Annotated in this window: 16 protein-coding genes; 4 read left to right on the top strand and 12 right to left on the bottom strand. The window is 65.2% G+C overall.

Translation table 11 applies throughout. The annotated features are described in order from the left end of the window. Positions 1–115: 115 nt before the first annotated feature. From ribF to rimP, 11 genes are all read right to left on the bottom strand, one after another. Entirely contained in the window at positions 116–1,030 is a 915-nt protein-coding gene (gene ribF / locus ACTNBZ_RS06120; protein ID WP_441208789.1) for a riboflavin biosynthesis protein RibF, read from the bottom strand. Positions 1,031–1,033: 3 nt separating this feature from the next. Beyond that, positions 1,034–1,909 (bottom strand): tRNA pseudouridine(55) synthase TruB, encoded by an 876-nt coding sequence (truB, locus tag ACTNBZ_RS06115; protein WP_441208788.1) that lies wholly within the window; start codon positions 1,907–1,909, stop codon positions 1,034–1,036. After that, positions 1,902–2,849: a DHH family phosphoesterase gene (locus ACTNBZ_RS06110; protein ID WP_441208787.1), complete on the bottom strand. Its 948-nt coding sequence runs from the start codon at positions 2,847–2,849 to the stop codon at positions 1,902–1,904. The genes truB and ACTNBZ_RS06110 overlap by 8 nt, the downstream gene beginning before the upstream one ends. A gap of 5 nt (positions 2,850–2,854) precedes the next feature. Continuing rightward, on the bottom strand, positions 2,855–3,250 hold the full coding sequence (gene rbfA / locus ACTNBZ_RS06105; RefSeq protein WP_441208786.1) for a 30S ribosome-binding factor RbfA: 396 nt from the start codon (positions 3,248–3,250) through the stop codon (positions 2,855–2,857). A gap of 23 nt (positions 3,251–3,273) precedes the next feature. Continuing rightward, on the bottom strand, positions 3,274–3,819 hold the full coding sequence (locus ACTNBZ_RS06100) for a metallophosphoesterase (protein ID WP_441208785.1): 546 nt from the start codon (positions 3,817–3,819) through the stop codon (positions 3,274–3,276). 266 nt (positions 3,820–4,085) lie between these two features. After that, on the bottom strand, positions 4,086–6,494 hold the full coding sequence (gene infB, locus ACTNBZ_RS06095) for a translation initiation factor IF-2 (protein WP_441208844.1): 2,409 nt from the start codon (positions 6,492–6,494) through the stop codon (positions 4,086–4,088). Positions 6,495–6,606: 112 nt separating this feature from the next. Beyond that, positions 6,607–7,113 (bottom strand): L7Ae/L30e/S12e/Gadd45 family ribosomal protein, encoded by a 507-nt coding sequence (locus ACTNBZ_RS06090; protein WP_441208784.1) that lies wholly within the window; start codon positions 7,111–7,113, stop codon positions 6,607–6,609. Beyond that, positions 7,106–7,378: an RNase P modulator RnpM gene (gene rnpM, locus ACTNBZ_RS06085; RefSeq protein ID WP_441208783.1), complete on the bottom strand. Its 273-nt coding sequence runs from the start codon at positions 7,376–7,378 to the stop codon at positions 7,106–7,108. The genes ACTNBZ_RS06090 and rnpM overlap by 8 nt, the downstream gene beginning before the upstream one ends. A 112-nt stretch (positions 7,379–7,490) precedes the next feature. Continuing rightward, the gene (locus tag ACTNBZ_RS06080) at positions 7,491–7,745 is read right to left on the bottom strand and encodes a hypothetical protein (protein WP_441208782.1); all 255 of its coding nucleotides are present in this window, start codon (positions 7,743–7,745) and stop codon (positions 7,491–7,493) included. Between the two features lie 69 nt (positions 7,746–7,814). Next, positions 7,815–8,969 carry a transcription termination factor NusA gene (nusA, locus tag ACTNBZ_RS06075; RefSeq protein WP_441208781.1) on the bottom strand — a complete coding sequence of 385 codons (1,155 nt, stop codon included), beginning with the start codon at positions 8,967–8,969 and terminating at the stop codon, positions 7,815–7,817. A gap of 19 nt (positions 8,970–8,988) precedes the next feature. After that, positions 8,989–9,444 (bottom strand): ribosome maturation factor RimP, encoded by a 456-nt coding sequence (gene rimP, locus ACTNBZ_RS06070; protein ID WP_441208780.1) that lies wholly within the window; start codon positions 9,442–9,444, stop codon positions 8,989–8,991. A 375-nt stretch (positions 9,445–9,819) separates the two neighbouring features. Between rimP and ACTNBZ_RS06065 the strand changes: the two genes are divergently transcribed. The 3 genes from ACTNBZ_RS06065 to ACTNBZ_RS06055 are packed head-to-tail and all read left to right on the top strand — an operon-like array spanning position 9,820 to position 14,058. Then, positions 9,820–10,752, top strand: coding sequence for an AAA family ATPase (locus ACTNBZ_RS06065; RefSeq protein WP_441208779.1), 933 nt, complete (start codon positions 9,820–9,822; stop codon positions 10,750–10,752). Positions 10,753–10,759: 7 nt separating this feature from the next. After that, positions 10,760–11,773 carry a DUF58 domain-containing protein gene (locus ACTNBZ_RS06060; protein ID WP_441208778.1) on the top strand — a complete coding sequence of 338 codons (1,014 nt, stop codon included), beginning with the start codon at positions 10,760–10,762 and terminating at the stop codon, positions 11,771–11,773. After that, positions 11,770–14,058 (top strand): transglutaminase-like domain-containing protein, encoded by a 2,289-nt coding sequence (locus tag ACTNBZ_RS06055; RefSeq protein WP_441208777.1) that lies wholly within the window; start codon positions 11,770–11,772, stop codon positions 14,056–14,058. Before ACTNBZ_RS06060 ends, ACTNBZ_RS06055 begins: the two co-directional genes overlap by 4 nt. A gap of 85 nt (positions 14,059–14,143) precedes the next feature. Here ACTNBZ_RS06055 and ACTNBZ_RS06050 read toward each other — a convergent pair whose 3' ends face one another. Continuing rightward, entirely contained in the window at positions 14,144–14,944 is an 801-nt protein-coding gene (locus ACTNBZ_RS06050; RefSeq protein ID WP_441208776.1) for a sensor histidine kinase, read from the bottom strand. A 289-nt stretch (positions 14,945–15,233) separates the two neighbouring features. Here ACTNBZ_RS06050 and gap point away from each other — a divergent pair, with 289 nt between their 5' ends. Beyond that, positions 15,234–16,247, top strand: a complete 1,014-nt coding sequence (gap, locus tag ACTNBZ_RS06045; RefSeq protein WP_441208775.1) for a type I glyceraldehyde-3-phosphate dehydrogenase — start codon at positions 15,234–15,236, stop codon at positions 16,245–16,247. Positions 16,248–16,407 lie beyond the last annotated feature (160 nt).

Below are 16,407 nucleotides of genomic sequence, written 5' to 3'. Positions count from 1 at the left end.
GCGCCTGAAATTTTAAGGCCATGTGCCGTCGGAGACGGCACATGGCCTTTTTTGCTATGCTTCTGCATAGCAAAAATACCGTTGCAGCTTTGTCCTGCAACGGTATTTTTTACACTTACCGGGCCTCTGCAAAGAAGGCCCGGGTCTCGTCGGCGTTGCGCATGACCTCGCGGCGCAGCTCCTCCAGGCTGGGGAATTTCTTCTCCCCCCGCAGGCGCTTGTAAAACTCCATCCGCACGCTCTGTCCGTAGAGGTCCCCGTCAAAGTCCAGGATAAATCCCTCGGCGTTGACCCGGTCCCCGTCGTCCACCGTGGGCCGGGTGCCCACGTTGGTCACCGCCATGCGGCTCTCCCCGTTTTCCAGCCAGACCCTGCAGGCGTACACGCCGAAGGCAGGGACCAGCACCCCTGCCGGGAACTGCAGGTTCACCGTGGGAAAGCCCAGAGCGGAGCCCAGCCGCTTGCCGTGGCGGACCGTGTTGGTCAGGGTGTGGGGGTGGCCCAGGAACAGGTTGGCCCGCTCCATCTCCCCCTGGGCGATGAGGGTACGGATGTACGTGGAGGAGATGGTGATACCGTCCTCCTCCACCTTGGGGATGATGTCGCAGCCGATCCCCAGCTCCCGGCAGGTCTCGGCCAGGCGCCGGGGGTTGCCCTCCCCCTTGTAGCCGAAGTGGAAGTCGTGCCCCGCCACCAGGTGGACGGCGTGGTACTCCTTCACCAGATATTCGGTGATAAAATCCCGCCAGTGCATGTGCATCATCCGCTCGTCAAAGGGGACCAGGATCACGTCCCGAATGCCGTAATACCGCCGCATCAGGTCGGCCCGGTCGGCCGGGGAGCTGAGCAGGGGCATGGGATTGTGCAGGATCAGGTTCTCCGGGTGGGTGGTGAAGGTCACCGCCGATGGGACAGCCCCTTCGGCCTGCGCCGCCTCCCGCACCCGGCGCAGCAGGGCCCCGTGGCCCAGATGGACCCCATCAAAAAAGCCCAGGGCAATGACACGCCCCTTCTGTTCTCTCTCTTCCACGTGCTACACCTCGAAAAAGCTCTTCACCGCGGCCATCCGGCCGCCCTCCAGCCGCCCCAGCATCAAAAAGGCGCCGCCGGGGCCGTATACCCGGTAGGTTCCGTCCTCCCCCCGCTGGGGGAAGCCGGCGCCGTTGCGGATGGAGCGCTCCCGCCTCTCGTCCACAGTGAGGGCGGGATACTGCTCAAAATAGGCGTCTACCGGCGTCAGGAGAGCTTCCGCCTCTCCCCGCTCCGCCGCTTTTTCCAGCTCCGCCATGGTCACTGCCCGGTCCAGGCCGAAGCCCGCCGCCCGGGTCCGCCGCAGGGAGTACATGGCCCCGCCGCAGCCTAGGGCCTGACCCAGGTCGTGGCAGAGGGTACGGACATAGGTGCCCTTGGAGCACGCCACCCGGATCAGGTAGTCGCTGCCGCTGACCTGCTCCACCACCTCCAGGGCGTGGATGCTCACCGGCCGCGGCTTCCGCTCCACCTCCACGCCCTTCCGGGCCAGCTCATAGAGCTTCTGCCCCTTGACCTTGAGGGCAGAGTACATGGGCGGCACCTGCAGGATGTCCCCCCGGAAGGCGGAGAGCGCCGCCTCCACCTCCGCCCGGCCCGCCGTCACCGGCCGTGTTTCCCGGACAGTGCCGGTGGTATCCTGGGTGTCAGTGATAACGCCCAGTCTTAATCCGGCCAGATATTCCTTTCCGGCTTCGCTGGCAAACTCCACCGCCCGGGTGGCCCGGCCCACAAAGACGGGCAGCACGCCGGTGGCCATGGGGTCCAGGGTCCCCGCGTGGCCGATGCGCCGCTCTCCCAGCAGCCGGCGGCACCGGGCCACCACGTCGTGGCTGGTCCAGTCCTCCGGCTTATCAATGATCAGGATGCCGTTAGCCATGCTGCACCTGCCGGATGGCCTGCATAATGGCAGCCTCGGCCTCCTCCAGCGTGCCTGCCACCGTGCAGCCGGCGGCGGCGGCGTGGCCTCCGCCCCCCAGCAGGGCACAGACGGCAGAGGCGTTCAGGCCGGCCGCCGTGCGCACCGACAGCTTGCAGCTCCCGTCCTCCAGCTCCCGGATGGTGACGCTGGTCTCCACTCCCTGGATCTGGCCCAGGAAGGAGGCGATGTCCTCCATATCCTCCTCAGTGGCTCCGGCCTCCTCCATCAGGGAGAGGCCCACCGGGGCCACGGCGACGGCGCCGCCGTCATAGCGGTGCATCCGCTCTGTAATAAGACGCTCCACCTGAAGCCGGGGCCAGCTTTTGGTGCGGAAGTGCTTCTTGTTCAGCGCAGCCACGTCGATGCCGGTCTCGATCAAGGCCGCCGCCACCCGGTGGGTGGCGGCGGTGGTGTTCCCGTACTGGAAGCAGCCGGTGTCGGTGGACACCGCCACATAGAGGGGCAGGGCCATCTCGGCGGTCACCGGGCCCAGCTCCGTCAGGATGTCGTATACCAGCTCGCCGCAGGCGCCCCGCCCGGCGTCCAGGCAGGTCTCCTTTGCAAAAAATTCCTGCGAGGGATGGTGGTCGATGGCCAGATCGACGCCCCGCTCCAGCCACACCTGTCCCCGCTGGGTAAAAAGCCCCCGGGCGGCGATATCCACACTGACCACAGTTTCGGGCTCATAGCCCTCCGGGGCGATGCAGCCCTCCAGATAGTGGGTGAACAGGCTGGTCTCCCCCAGGCCGGGACAGATCCAGGCCGTCTTTCCCAGGGCCCGCAGGCCCTTGCACAGGCCCACGGCGCTGCCCACAGTGTCCCCGTCGGGCCGCTTGTGGGTCAGGATCAGATACCGGTCGTGCAGGCGCAGCCACTGCGCCGCTTCCTCGTACGTCATACCGCTCACTCCTCGTCGCCGCCGTCCAGATCAATATGCTCGTTGGCCGGATTGGCCGGTTTGACCACCTGGGGGTCCCGGAGCATACTCAGGATATGGGCTCCCTTGTCAATGGAGTTGTCCTCCTCAAACAGCAGCTCCGGCGTGTAGCGCAGCTTCAGCGCGCTGCCCAGCTCCCGCCGCAGATAGCCGGAAGCCGATTTGAGCCCCCTGACCACCTCGCTCACGTCGCTCTTGTCCAGCACGCTGACAAAGATCTTGGCGTAGCGCAGGTCGGGGGTGGTATTCACCGCGGTGATGGAGATCAGACCCTTGACCCGCGGGTCCTTCACACTGCGGATCAGGGCAGCCAGCTCCCGCTGGATCTCCTCATTGATGCGTCCGATTCGATTACTCGCCATAATATTCTCCTATTATATTGCCGTTAGTTTTGCTCTTCTGCCGGCTGTACTCCGAAAAACGCCGCGATCTCCCGGGCGCTCACCGGGGCCATGCCGTTGGCGTCCACGCCCACGTCATACCGCCGCAGGCCCAGCCGCCGCTGCTCCAGGTTGTATTCCGGCCTGCTGTGCAGATGGCCGTGGAGGTGGATGGCGCCATAGCGCTTCCGGTCCCACTCCGCAATGGGGTAGTGGAAGAGGACGAAGGGGATGCCCCGCCAGGTCACACAGGCGTAGTCCCGCACCCAGAGGAGGGGATTTTCCTCCGGAGCCAGCTTGTCGGCAAAGCCGTCGTGATTGCCCCGGACCAGATACTTGCGCCCGTTGAGCCGCTCCAGCGCCCTGCGGGCCTCCTTCCGGCCCCGCATGGTCACGTCGCCCAGGATATACACCTCATCCTCCGGCGTCACCCGGCTGTTCCAATTCTCTATCAGGCCCTCTTCCATGTCCGCCGCGTCCCGGAAGGGCCGGTCCATGATCCGGATCATTTTTTCATGGCAGAAATGAAGATCGGATGTGAAATAGACCATCGCGTTCCTCCCCTCCTCTGCTGAACAAAAAGAGGGGCCGGAGCGGCCCCTCTTCTCTTCCTTTTACCGGACATGACGCCGCGCTTTATACTCTCCGCTTTCAACGGTGATCAGACCTCGATCTGCTCCATCTCGTCCTCACAAGCTCCATATCCCTCGCTTCGCCCCGAGGGGCAAAGCTCGCTCATTTCGCTGCTCGTCCTCTCCGGACCGCAGCCACTGCGTTGGGTCGCGGTCCGGGGCCGCCTGCGGCGGCTTTTTCAGTCTTAAACTTCAATCTGCTCCATCAGGAAGGCCTCGATCACGTCGCCCTGCTTGATGTCCTGGAACTTCTCAAAGGTAATGCCGCACTCGTAGCCCTGGGCCACTTCCTTCACGCTGTCCTTAAAGCGCTGGAGGGAGGCGATGGCGCCGTCATAAATGACGATATTGTCCCGCAGCAGGCGCATCTGGGCGCCGCGCTGCATCTTGCCATTGGTGACGTAGCAGCCGGCCACCATGCCCACGCCGGTGATGCGGAACACGTCGCGCACCTCGGCCTGGCCCAGCTCCACCTCTTTGAACTTGGGCGCCAGCATGCCCTTCATGGCGGCCTCCATCTCGTTGATGGCGTCGTAGATCACCCGGTACATGCGCATATCCACGCCGCTGCGGGCAGCGCTCTCCTTGGCGTTGGAGTCGGGCCGCACGTTGAAGCCAACGATGATGGCGTTGGAGGTAGCGGCCAGCATGACGTCGCTCTCGTTGATGGCACCCACCGCGCTGTGGATGACCCGTACTCGGACCTCGTCGTTGGAGAGCTTTTCCAGAGAGGCCTTGACAGCCTCGGCGGAGCCCTGCACATCGGCCTTGACGATGATGGGAAGCTCCTTCATCTCGCCCTGCTTGATCTGGCTGAACAGGTCCTCCAGACTGACCTTCTGGGCCACGGGGCCGGAGGCAGCCATCTTCTGCTCGTGCTTGCGCTGCTCCACCAGCTCACGGGCCATGCGCTCGTCGGCCACGGCGTGGAAGTCGTCGCCGGCGCCGGGCACCTCGCCCATACCGATGATCTCCACGGGCACAGAGGGGCCGGCCTCGGTGACCTTCTGGCCCCGGGCGTTGGTCATGGCGCGGACGCGGCCCACTGCGGTGCCGGCAATGATGACGTCGCCCTGCTTCAGGGTGCCGTTCTGCACCAGCAGGGTGGCCACGGGACCGCGGCCCTTGTCCAGCCGGGCCTCGATGACGGCGCCGTGGGCGGTACGGTTGGGGTTGGCCTTGAGCTCCTGCATCTCGGCGGTCAGGTTGACCATCTCCAGCAGGTTGTCGATGCCCTGGCCGGTCTTGGCAGAGATGGGGCAGATGATGGTCTCGCCGCCCCACTCCTCGGGCACCAGCTCATACTCGGTGAGCTGCTGCATGATGCGGTCGGGGTTGGCCTCGGGCTTATCCATCTTGTTGATTGCCACGATGATGGGGATCTTGGCGGCCTTGGCGTGGTTGATGGACTCCACGGTCTGAGGCATGATACCGTCGTCAGCCGCCACCACCAGGATGGCGATGTCGGTGATCATGGCGCCGCGGGCGCGCATGGCGGTGAACGCCTCATGGCCCGGGGTGTCCAGGAAGGTGATCATCTGGCCGCCCACCTTCACCTGATAGGCGCCGATGTGCTGGGTGATGCCGCCGGCCTCGCCGGAGGCCACGTTGGCGTTGCGGATATAGTCCAGCAGGGAGGTCTTGCCGTGGTCCACGTGGCCCATGACCACTACCACGGGGGCGCGGGCCACCAGGTCCTCCTCCTTGTCCTCGGCGGTGTCGATGAGCTTCTCCTCGATGGTGACGATGACCTCCTTCTCCACCTTGCAGCCCATCTCCTCGGCAATGATGGCGGCGGTGTCGAAGTCGATGATCTGGCTGAGGGAGGCCATGACGCCGTTCTTCATCAGGCACTTGACCACCTCGGCGCCGGTCTTTTTCATGCGGCTGGCCAGCTCGCCCACGGCGATCTCGTCGGGGATCTTGACCACCAGGGGGTGCTTCTTGGCGATCTCGGCCTGGAGGCGGCGCATCTTCTCCTGCTCCTCCGCCCGGCGCTTGCTGCCCTGGAAGCCGCCCTTGCGGTTATTGCTGCGTCCCTGGAACTTCTGCTTGCCGCCCTGCATCTGGCTGGTGCGGCCGGCGGCCAGGTTTTCCAGCCGCTCGTCGTATTTCTCCAGGTTCACGTTGCCGCCCTTGCGGGTGTCCACGATCTTCTTCTCGGGTACCCGGCTGGCCACGGAGCCGCCCTGGCCCTGGGGCTGCTTGCCGCTCTGGGGCTGAGCCTGCTTCTGGCCGCCCTGAGGCGCCGCCTGGGGGGCGCTCTTCTGGCCGCCCTGGCCCTGGGGCTGCTTGCCGCTCTGGGGCTGGGCCTGCTTCTGGCCCTGGCCGCCCTTGCCCGGAGCGCTCTGCTGGGCCGCCGGCTTGGCCGGGGCGGGCTTGGGCTCATGGTAGACGTCGGCGTAGATGGACTCCACGCTCTCCACCTGGTTGTGCTGGGTCAGGTACTCAAAGACCACGGACAGCTCCTTGTCGTCCAGCACCTGCATATGATTCTTGGGGGTCGTTGCGTACTTGGTCAGGATGTCGGCGATCTCCTTGGAATTCCTGCCGAAATCCTTGGCCAGCTCATGCACACGATACTTATTGTTCAGCAAATAAAGCCACCTCCACTGTGGGACTTGTGCCAACGAGAAAACGCAAAACGCTTTTACGCTTTCTCATTGGAACAAGTCCGGTCCTCGTTGCCACTTCTCATATCCGCCGTCATTTCTCATGGCGGCGGGACGGCTTCTTACGGCCGTTGTTTTTTTGCGCTCCGGCGTCCTTTCCGCCGGCGGGGGGCGCCCAGGGCTTGCGGCGGGCAGCCTGACGCTTTTTCTCCAGGGCCCGCTGCTCCTTCTGGCGCTCCAGAGCCTTCTGAGCCCGCTGCTTCAGGGTCTGGGCCACAGGGCCGTAGCGCTCTGCGTCCTCCCAGGCCAGCTTTTCGGCCAGGGCCGAGGCCAGGCCCACGTCGGTCATGGCCAGCACGGCGCAGGAGGCCCGGCCCACCGCGCTCCCCAGCTCCGCCTTGGTAAAGGGGACCGTGAGCCACAGCGTGTCGGACTGTCCGGCCAGATGGGCCGCCCGGGCGGCGGTGTTCTCCGCCGCATCGGCTGCCACCAGGATCAGCTTGGCCGTCCGGGTCCGGCAGGCATCCCCCACCGGGGCCTCCCCCACGGCCAGCCGCCCCGCCTTGCGGGACAGGCCCACCAGGTGCAGGACGTTATTCATCTCCGCCCTCCCGCATCTGGTCAGCCAGAGCGGCGTATACCTCCTCGGGCATCTGAGCGGAAAAAGCCCGTTCCAGCGCCCGCGCCTTTTTGGCCCGGGCCAGGCACTGGGCGTCGGGGCAGATATAGGCCCCGCGGCCCGGCTTTTTCCCCTTGAAGTCCAGGGACACCTCGCCCTCCGGCGACCGGACCACCCGGATCAGCTCCCGTTTGGGCTTCATCTCCCGGCAGCCGAGACACTGGCGCATGGGTATTTTCTTGGGCATGGCAATGCCCCCTTTCTTTTCTTTCTGGTGCAAAGATCGGATGCGGCGCATCTCTCCGGCTCCCCTGCCGGGGAACTGCCGCCGCAGGCGGCTGAGAGGATCCTCCCTCAGCTTATTCCCCGGTCCCGGCCTCCGCTCCGTCCTCAAGGGCCGGCCCTTCCTCCGCCTGGGGCTCCTCCGCGGGGGCGCTCTCCGGCTTGATGTCGATCTTATAGCCGGTGAGCTTGGCGGCCAGCCGGGCGTTCTGGCCCGCGCCACGTAAGGCTCCGCCTTTCGCGGGGGCCCCATTTCTTTTACATGCTCGGCGGAAATGAATCCCGCCTGCGCCAAGGTTTTGGCTCCGCCAAAACGCTTGTACGGCGCTCATCGCGCCGCCCCATCTGTGATGGGGACCCAGGAGGGCCAGACTGGGTCCGGCGGCCGCCCCCGGGTGGGCTTACGCCTGAATTTCGCCTTCCTCGTCCACCACCGGCTCTTCCTCCGCCTGGGTCTCCTCCGCGGGGGCGCTCTCCGGCTTGATGTCGATCTTATAGCCGGTGAGCTTGGCGGCCAGCCGGGCGTTCTGGCCCTCCTTGCCGATGGCCAGGGAGAGCTGGTCGTCAGGCACCACCACGCGGCAGCTCTTGCCGTCCTCCAGGGTGGTGACGCTGATCACGTCGGCGGGGGACAGGGCGGCGGCGATATACTCGGCGGGGTCCTCGCTGTATTTGATGATGTCCACCTTCTCGCCGGCCAATTCCTCCACGATGTTGTTGACCCGCTGGCCCCGGGGGCCCACGCAGGCGCCGATGGCGTCCACATCCGGGTCGGCGGACCAGACGGCCAGCTTGGTGCGGGAACCGGCCTCACGGGCGATGGACTTGACCTCCACAGTGCCGTCGTAGATCTCGGGTACCTCCAGCTCGAACAGGCGCTTGACCAGACCGGGGTGGGTCCGGGACAGGAGCACCTGGGGGCCCTTGGTGGAACGGCGGACCTCCACCACGTAGACCCGCATGCGCATGCCCTCGGTCAGGGTCTCGCCCTTCACCTGCTCGCCGGCGGCCAGATAGCCCTCGGTGCTCTCGCTGCCCGAGCCGATGCGCAGGCTGGCCGCGCCGGAACGGGGATCGATGCGGGTAATGAGACCGGTGAGGATCTCATGCTCCTTGGAGTTGAACTCGTCGTAGATCATGCCCCGCTCGGCCTCCCGCATGCCCTGGATGATGACCTGGCGGGCGGTCTGGGCGGCGATGCGTCCAAAGTTGCGGGGCTTGATCTCGATGCGCAGCACGTCGCCCAGCTCGGCCCGGGGCAGGGCGGCCCTGGCCTCCTCCAGGCTCATCTCGGTGCAGGGATTGTCCACGGTCTCCACCACGTCCTTCTTGACGTACATGCGCACCGTGCCCTTCTCCTCATTGGCCTCCACTGTCACGTTGTCGCCCACGCCCTCGTGATCCCGCTTGTAGGCCGAGACCAGCGCCTGGGTGATCTTCTCGATCATGTAGGCCTTGGGGATGCCCTTCTCCTTCTCGATCAGTCCGATGGCGGCAAAGAACTCCGCTCCGTCCAGCTCATTGCTCTTCTGGGCTTTTGCATTCTTTTTCGGCATAATGTTATCTCCTCATCTTCTAAAACCGCACATACAGACGGACCTGTGCGATATCCTTTTTCTCAAAGACCACGGGGCCCTCGCCTGCGTCCACGGTGACGTTTCCGTCCTCATAGCCGGTCAGGCTGCCCACGAACTCCTTTTTGCCCTCCCGGGCCCGGTAAAGGCGGACCTCCACCTCGCTGCCCAGAAAACGCGCGAAATGCTCCGGCTTCCTCAGCACCCGGTCGATGCCCGCCGAGCCCACCTCCAGCGTGTAGCTTCCCTCAATGGGGTCCACCTCATCCAGCTTGTCGGACAGGGGACGGGACACCGCCTCGCAGTCGTCGATGGACACGCCGCCCTCCTTGTCGATATAGACCCGGAGGTACCAGGCGCCGGCCTCCTTCACGTACTCCACATCCCACAGGCTGCACCCCTGCTCCGCCGCGATGGGGGCGGCCAGGCCGGTCACGATATCGGTCACTTTTGCCATGTGTGCACCTCCGTTTTTATGGCATCCAAAAATTTACATACCTGATTTTTCTCAAAAAGAAGAGCGGGGCGAACCCCACTCTGTCAAATACACCATAACTTACGTTTTGGATTATAGCACACAGCGCCCCTCCGCGCAAGGGTTTTAGCCTATATTTTGCCGCTTTTCCGGGGGAACTTCCCCACTTTTTTGCCGTCTAAACCGGCAGTTTCGGAATTTCTTTCTCCCCGGTCCCGGGGAGCGCGCCCCGCAGGGCGCATTGTAACTCTTTTTTAGTTGACATAAGTTTAATCTCTGATAAAATAGAAAAAACCGCATTTTGCGGCCGCAAAACGGCCTTTTTCCATTCAGACAGGTAAGGAGGCATATCATCCCATGAACGATCGCAAACTGGCCGCCGCAGTCATTGCCGAAGTGGGCAAAGCCGTGGTGGGCAAGGACGAGGTTCTGGCCAGGGTCCTGCTAGCCATTCTGGCCCGGGGCCACATTTTGCTGGAGGACATCCCCGGCGTGGGCAAGACCACCATGGCTCTGGCGTTCTCCCGGGCGCTGGGCCTGGACTATAACCGGGTGCAGTTCACCCCGGACGTGATGCCCTCCGACATCACAGGCTTCTCCATCTTCAACAAGGCCGCCGGCCGGATGGAATACCAGCGGGGCGCGGTGCTGTGCAACCTCTTTTTGGCCGACGAGCTCAACCGGGCCACCAGCCGCACCCAGTCCGCCCTGCTGGAGGCCATGGAGGAGGGCCAGGTCACGGTGGACGGCGTGTCCCACCCGGTGCCCCAGCCCTTCATTGTCATCGCCACCCAGAACCCGGCGGGGGCCTCGGGCACCCAGCTTTTGCCCGACTCCCAGCTGGACCGCTTCATGGTGCGCCTCTCCCTGGGCTATCCCGCCCCGGCGGACGAGGCCGAGCTCCTCCGACGCAAGCAGGCGGGCAATCCCCTCCAGACGGTGGAGCGGCTGCTCACTCTGGAGGGACTGGAGGACCTGCGCCGGACGGTGGACCGGGTCTATCTCAGCGACCCTGTGTGCGATTACATCGTGCGTCTCATCTCGGCCACCCGGGGCCACCCGCTCATCGTTCAGGGGGCCAGCCCCCGGGCCACCCTGGCTCTGGCCGCCATGAGCCGGGCCGCCGCCTTCGTCCGGGGACGGGACTATGTGGTCCCCGACGACGTGGCGCTGGTATTCCGGGACACCATCGCCCACCGGCTCATCCTCTCTCCCCGGCTGGAGGACAGCTCCCTGCCCGACCCGGTGGACTCGGTGCTCAAGGCCGTCCGGCCGCCCGAGATCAAGTGAGGCTGCCATGCTCCGCCGACGACTGCTGTACGCGGCGGCCCTGCTGGCCGCCTGGCTCTTCTTCCTCTTTTTTGAGGGCTGGTTCGCCCTCTTTCTGCTGGTGACGCTGCTGCTCCTCCCGCTGCTCTCCCTGGCCCTCAGCCTGCCGGCAGCGCTGGGCTGCACACTGTCCCTCTCCGCCGCGCCCGGCCGGGTCCTCCGGGACGGGGACGCCCGGTGGGAGCTCTCCCTGCGCACCGCCTCCCCCTTTCCCCTGCCCCGCTTTACCGCCCGCCTGCGGACGGAGGATCTCTTTGCCGGCGGGGAGCAGATGCGGCGGGTGGTCCTGGCCGGACGGGGGGAGGGATGCGTCCACACCCAGGCCATTCCCACCGGACGCTGCACCCGCCTGTCCTGCGCGGTGGAAAAGCCTCGGGTCTGCGATCTGCTGGGGCTCTTTTCTCTGCGCCTCCCGGCGCCGGAGGCCGTTTTTCTCTCCGTCCTGCCCCGGCCCTCCCCCCCCGGCCCGGTCCCCCAGCTCACCGGCGGCCGGGGCCATGACCTTGGATGGAAGCCCCGCCCCGGCGGCGGCCCCGGCGAGGATTATGACCTGCGGGAGTACCGGCCCGGCGACCCCATGCGCTCGGTCCACTGGAAGCTCTCCTCCAAGCTGGACGGGCTGGTGGTCCGGGAGACGCTGGAGCCCCGCCGCTCCGCCATCCTCATTACCTTCGACCACTTCGGGACCCCCGATGAGCTGGATGCCGTGCTGGACCGGCTCTCCGCCCTGTCCCAGCTGCTGCTCAAGCGGGAGGCCCCCCACTATATCCAGTGGGCCCACCCGCTTACCGGCCAGGTGAACACCTGCGCCGTCACCGACGAGGTCTCCCTTCTGTCCTGTCTGGACCAGATCCTCTCCCAGCCCGCCCCGGCGGAGGGCCGCTCCATTCTGGACGGCGGCCTTCAGGTCCCCGGCGGGGACGGCCGCCCCCGCCACCTCCATGTGACTCCCGCCCTCTGGCAGGAAGGAGGGGGCCTGTGAGATCCATCCGCCTTTCCGCCGCCCCGCTGCTGCGGGGTGTCACCGACGGCCTTCTGCTTCTGGGCCTCCTATGGGGCTCCGTCCTCTGTTTTTCCACCTCTTTTGCGCTGAATGTGGATAACCTGCTCCTCTCCCTGGGTATCCTGGCCCTGGCGCTGACCGCCCTGCTCCTGTATTCTCTTCCCCCGCGCCTGGGCGCACCCGGACTGCTGGCGGTCTCCCTGGCCTGGGGCTGGGGCATATATGCCCTGTGGGACACGCTTTACGCCGGGCAGGCCGCCATCCAATGCGCGGTGGTCAACCTGTACGCCAAGGCCTTTCCCGTTATTACCCCCATTGCCCCCGTTATGGAGCTGACCCAGCAGGAATGGACCCGGGCCGTTACCCTCACCGTGCTCTTTGCCGCCGCCCTGCTGGCGGCGGTGCTGGGCCTGCTGCTGGTCCGCCTGCGGACGGCCTGGCCCGTCCTCATCCTCACCGCTCTGCCCCTGCTCCCCGGACTGTGTATTACCCTGACGCCCCGCCGCCTGCCCCTGATGGTGCTGCTGGGCTGCTGGTGCGTCCTGCTCCTCACCGCCCTGGTCCGGAAGCGGGACCCGGACGGGGCCGCCGTGCTCACCGCCGCCGCCCTGCCCGCCGCGGCAGTGCTGCTGGGCCTGCTCACGGTGCTGCTCCCCGGGGAGGAGTACCGCCAGCCCGGCTGGGCCCTCTCCGCCCGGAAGGAGCTGGTGGACAGCCTCTCCGGCTTTGCCATGGAATTCGACCTGTCCGGCCGTCTGCCCGGCCCCCTGAGTTCCCTGCGCTTCACCGCCGCAGGCTCCACTGCCACCATTGACATGGCAGCCGCAGGCGCTCAGGCGTACGACGGGCACACCGTATTGCGCATCACCACCGACTATGTGGGCAAGCTCTACCTCCGGGGCCACAGCGCCGCCGTCTATGAGGACAACCTGTGGAAGCCCCTGGACAGCGCCTGGTACGATGCCCTTTTGGAGGAGGGCGTCCTGCCGGGGACGGGTTACAGTCCCCTGAACCTCCCCGCCCAGACCATGCCGGACGCGCCCTACTACGCCTTTGAGGTGGAGAACGTCTCAGCCCCCGGCGGCTGCGTCTACTTTCCCTACCAGCTGCTGACCCGCCCCTCCGAGCTGCGCGGTGCCCTCCTCACCGACGACGCCTATATTGCCCGGGACCGGTTTGTCTCCAGGCACACGGTGTACTTCCGGCCCGCCGCTCTGGACCCGGACCGGGCGGGCTCCTCCAATCTTCCCGGCGAGAGCCGGTACCGGCAGTTTGTCTACGACCACTACCTCCAGCTCCCCGACGGGTACGGCGAGGCCCTGGCACCCCACGCCGCCGCCATATGGCAGCGGCTGTACGCCCCATTCGCCTTCAGCTTTTATTCCTCAGGCTCGGCCCTAACCGACCTCAGCGTTAGCTTTTCTGCTTCCCCGGAGCAGGCGGCCCGGGCGGTGGCCGAATACCTGGAAGAGCTGGCCGAATACGATCTGAGCGCCCCCGCCGTACCGGAGGGGGAGGACTTCACCCTCTACTTTCTCAATGAGAGCCGCCGGGGCTACTGCATGCACTTCGCCTCTGCCGCCGCGCTGCTGCTGCGGGAGATGGGCGTCCCCGCCCGGTATGTCAGCGGATATGTCACCCGCACCGTGATCCCCGGCCGGGTGGATGTGGCCGACCGCTCCGCCCACGCCTGGGTGGAGGTCTATCTGGACGGGTACGGCTGGTATCCGGTGGAAGTAACTCCCGGCTATCAGGGTGATGCTCTGCCCTGGGTGGCCGAGGCCGGGACGCCCACGCCCACTCCCTCCGCCACACCGTCGGCAACCCCCCGGCCTTCCGCCACACCCAGGCCCTCCGCGGCGCCCAGGCCCTCCGGCACCCCCGCGCCGGGAACGGCGGAGCAGTCCCCGGCCTTTGACCTGCGGCTGCTCCTCCTCCCCGCTGCGGCGCTCTCCCTGATCCTCTGCGCGGCGCTGGGCCGGTATCTGGCCGGTACGCTGCGCCGCAGGCGGCTGCGGCAGGAGAACCCCAACGCCGCCGTCATCGCCTGCTACCGCTACGCCCTCCGGCTGGCCAGACATGGCGGACAGGTGCCCCCCGCCGTATCCGAGCTGGCCGCCCAAGCCGCCTTCAGCCGGGACGGCGTTACTCCCGCCCAGGCCCGTACCGCCCGTCAGGAGGTGGCTGCGGAGGCCGGGCGCCTGCGCGCCTCCCTCCCCCGGCCCCGCCGCTTCCTGCTGCGCTGGTTCTGGTGGCTGGACTAGCACTTTTTGCCGCAAAAAGAGACGGCGTGTCCCCCGGGTCACGCCGTCTCAGGTTGTTGAAGATCTACCATTTGCAGGTCCGGATCTATTCCACATCATCCGGCAGAAAGACCTCATAGGGCAGCACTTCGGACAGCTCTACCAGCACCTGGGAGAAGCCACCGGTGGGATCGTATCCCATCCTTGGGGACTTGAGCGTCTGGCACATTTCTCCCACAGGCAGGGAGACCACCGCCCGGATGCCCTGGCTGTCCTCCCCCCGCTCATACACCAGCGTACCGCCGTGCAGGGCCGCGATCTCCCGGGCGATCTCCAGTCCCAGACCCAGGCCGGAGCGTTCCTTCAGCCGCTCCTCCAAAGCCAGCTCTGCCGGATCCTGCGCTCCCGGGAGGATTTCTCCCTGTCCGTCGTCCCATATGGTGATCCGGGCCCGGCCGTTCTCAGCGCTCAGGCGCAGTCCCGCACTGCCGCCCGCCCCGGCTGCCCGGAGGGCATTGGCGATCAGGTTGAGGAGCATCCGCCGCAGCAATACCCCGTCTCCCTCCATCAGCACTTCCCGCTCCCCGATCTCCGCCCGGAAGGTCACACCTGCCTGCCGGGCCAGCGGCGCCACCTCCCGGCACAGCTCTCCGCACAGGGCGGAGAGCTCCACCGTCTCCCGCCGGGCGGCCGGCCGCTCTCCTCCGCCGGTGAACTCCAGGTGCTCGGTCAGCCGGAGCAGCCGGTACATGCTCTGGTTCAGGATGGCCAGGTATTGGTCATATTTACGGTCCTCCTGCTCCCGGATGGCCGGAGTGAGCAGCTGGGCGGCCGCCATCAGGTTCCCCACCTGCTCCCGCAGCTGCTCCGCCAGCAGCCCATTAAACCGGTTTGCATCCTCCTTCAATCCAAATCCCTCCCCGCATGCCTGCTTTTATACCACAAGCGGCTTGATAAATCGATCCGAGCCGGCAGAAATGACCTGCCGGCAGTGTCAGTATAGCAAATACTTGCTTTTAGAACAAGCTTAAATGTCGAGTTATGTCGAATTTTATGTCTTTTTGTCCGATTTGCTACCGGCTTTTATTTAGAATCAACTGTTTTTTTGCATTTATCCCCTTTTCTTTTTAAGGTAAGTGGGATATAATATGTTCGCGCGAAGGTAAATCAATACACTTTGTGAAGGAGAGATTCCCATGAGCATCAAAGTTGGCATCAACGGTTTCGGCCGCATCGGCCGCCTGGTATTCCGCGCCGGCATCGAGCGCTCTGACATCGAGTTCGTCGGCATCAACGACCCCTTTATGAGCCCTGACTATATGGCCTATATGCTCCGCTACGACACCATGCACGGCAAGTTCGAGGGCACCATCGAGTATGATGAGACCTCCATCACCGTCAACGGCAAGAAGGTCAACTTCTACGCCTGCATGAACCCCGCCGAGATCCCCTGGGGCGAGATCGGCGCGGAGTACGTCGTGGAGTCCACCGGCCTGTTCCTGACCAAGGAGAAGGCCCAGGCCCACATCGACGCCGGCGCCAAGCACGTGGTCATGTCCGCCCCCTCCAAGGATGACACCCCCATGTTCGTCATGGGCGTCAACCAGGACAAGTACGACTCCAGCATGACTTTCGTTTCCAACGCCTCCTGCACCACCAACTGCCTGGCCCCCATCGCCAAGGTCCTCAACGACAACTGGGGCATCACCGACGGCCTGATGACCACCGTGCACTCCGTCACCGCCACCCAGAAGACCGTTGACGGCCCCTCCAAGAAGGATTGGCGCGGCGGCCGTGCCGCTTCCGGCAACATCATCCCCTCTTCCACCGGCGCCGCCAAGGCCGTGGGCAAGGTCATCCCCGAGCTCAACGGCAAGCTGACCGGCATGTCCATGCGCGTCCCCACTCTGGACGTGTCCGTGGTGGACCTGACCGTCAACCTGTCCAAGCCCGCCAAGTACGACGAGATCTGTGCCGCCATGAAGAAGGCCTCCGAGGGTGAGCTGAAGGGCGTCCTGGGCTACACCGAGGATGCCGTGGTGTCCTCCGACTTCCTGGGCGACACCCACACCTCCATCTTCGACGCCACCGCCGGCATCGCTCTGACCGACACCTTCGTGAAGGTGGTCTCCTGGTACGACAACGAGATCGGCTACTCCAACAAGGTCCTGGATCTGATCGCCCACATGTACAGCGTGGACCACAAGTAAGCATCGTCTTCACACTTTGGAACAAATTTAAAAATTCCCCCTGCCGGATTGAACTGCACCCCATTTGTTAGACAGTATGATATACTATCTAACAAGTGGGGTGTTTACTATGCCAAAAGGGATCCCAAACAAACGATATATGCCAGAATTTAAGAAACTG

The sequence above is a fragment of the Pseudoflavonifractor sp. HCP28S3_F10 genome (genome assembly GCF_052065415.1).
Lineage (GTDB): Bacteria > Bacillota > Clostridia > Oscillospirales > Oscillospiraceae > Pseudoflavonifractor_A.
Note: the sequence above shows the minus strand (reverse complement) of the source record. Positions and strands in the feature narration are given on the sequence as shown.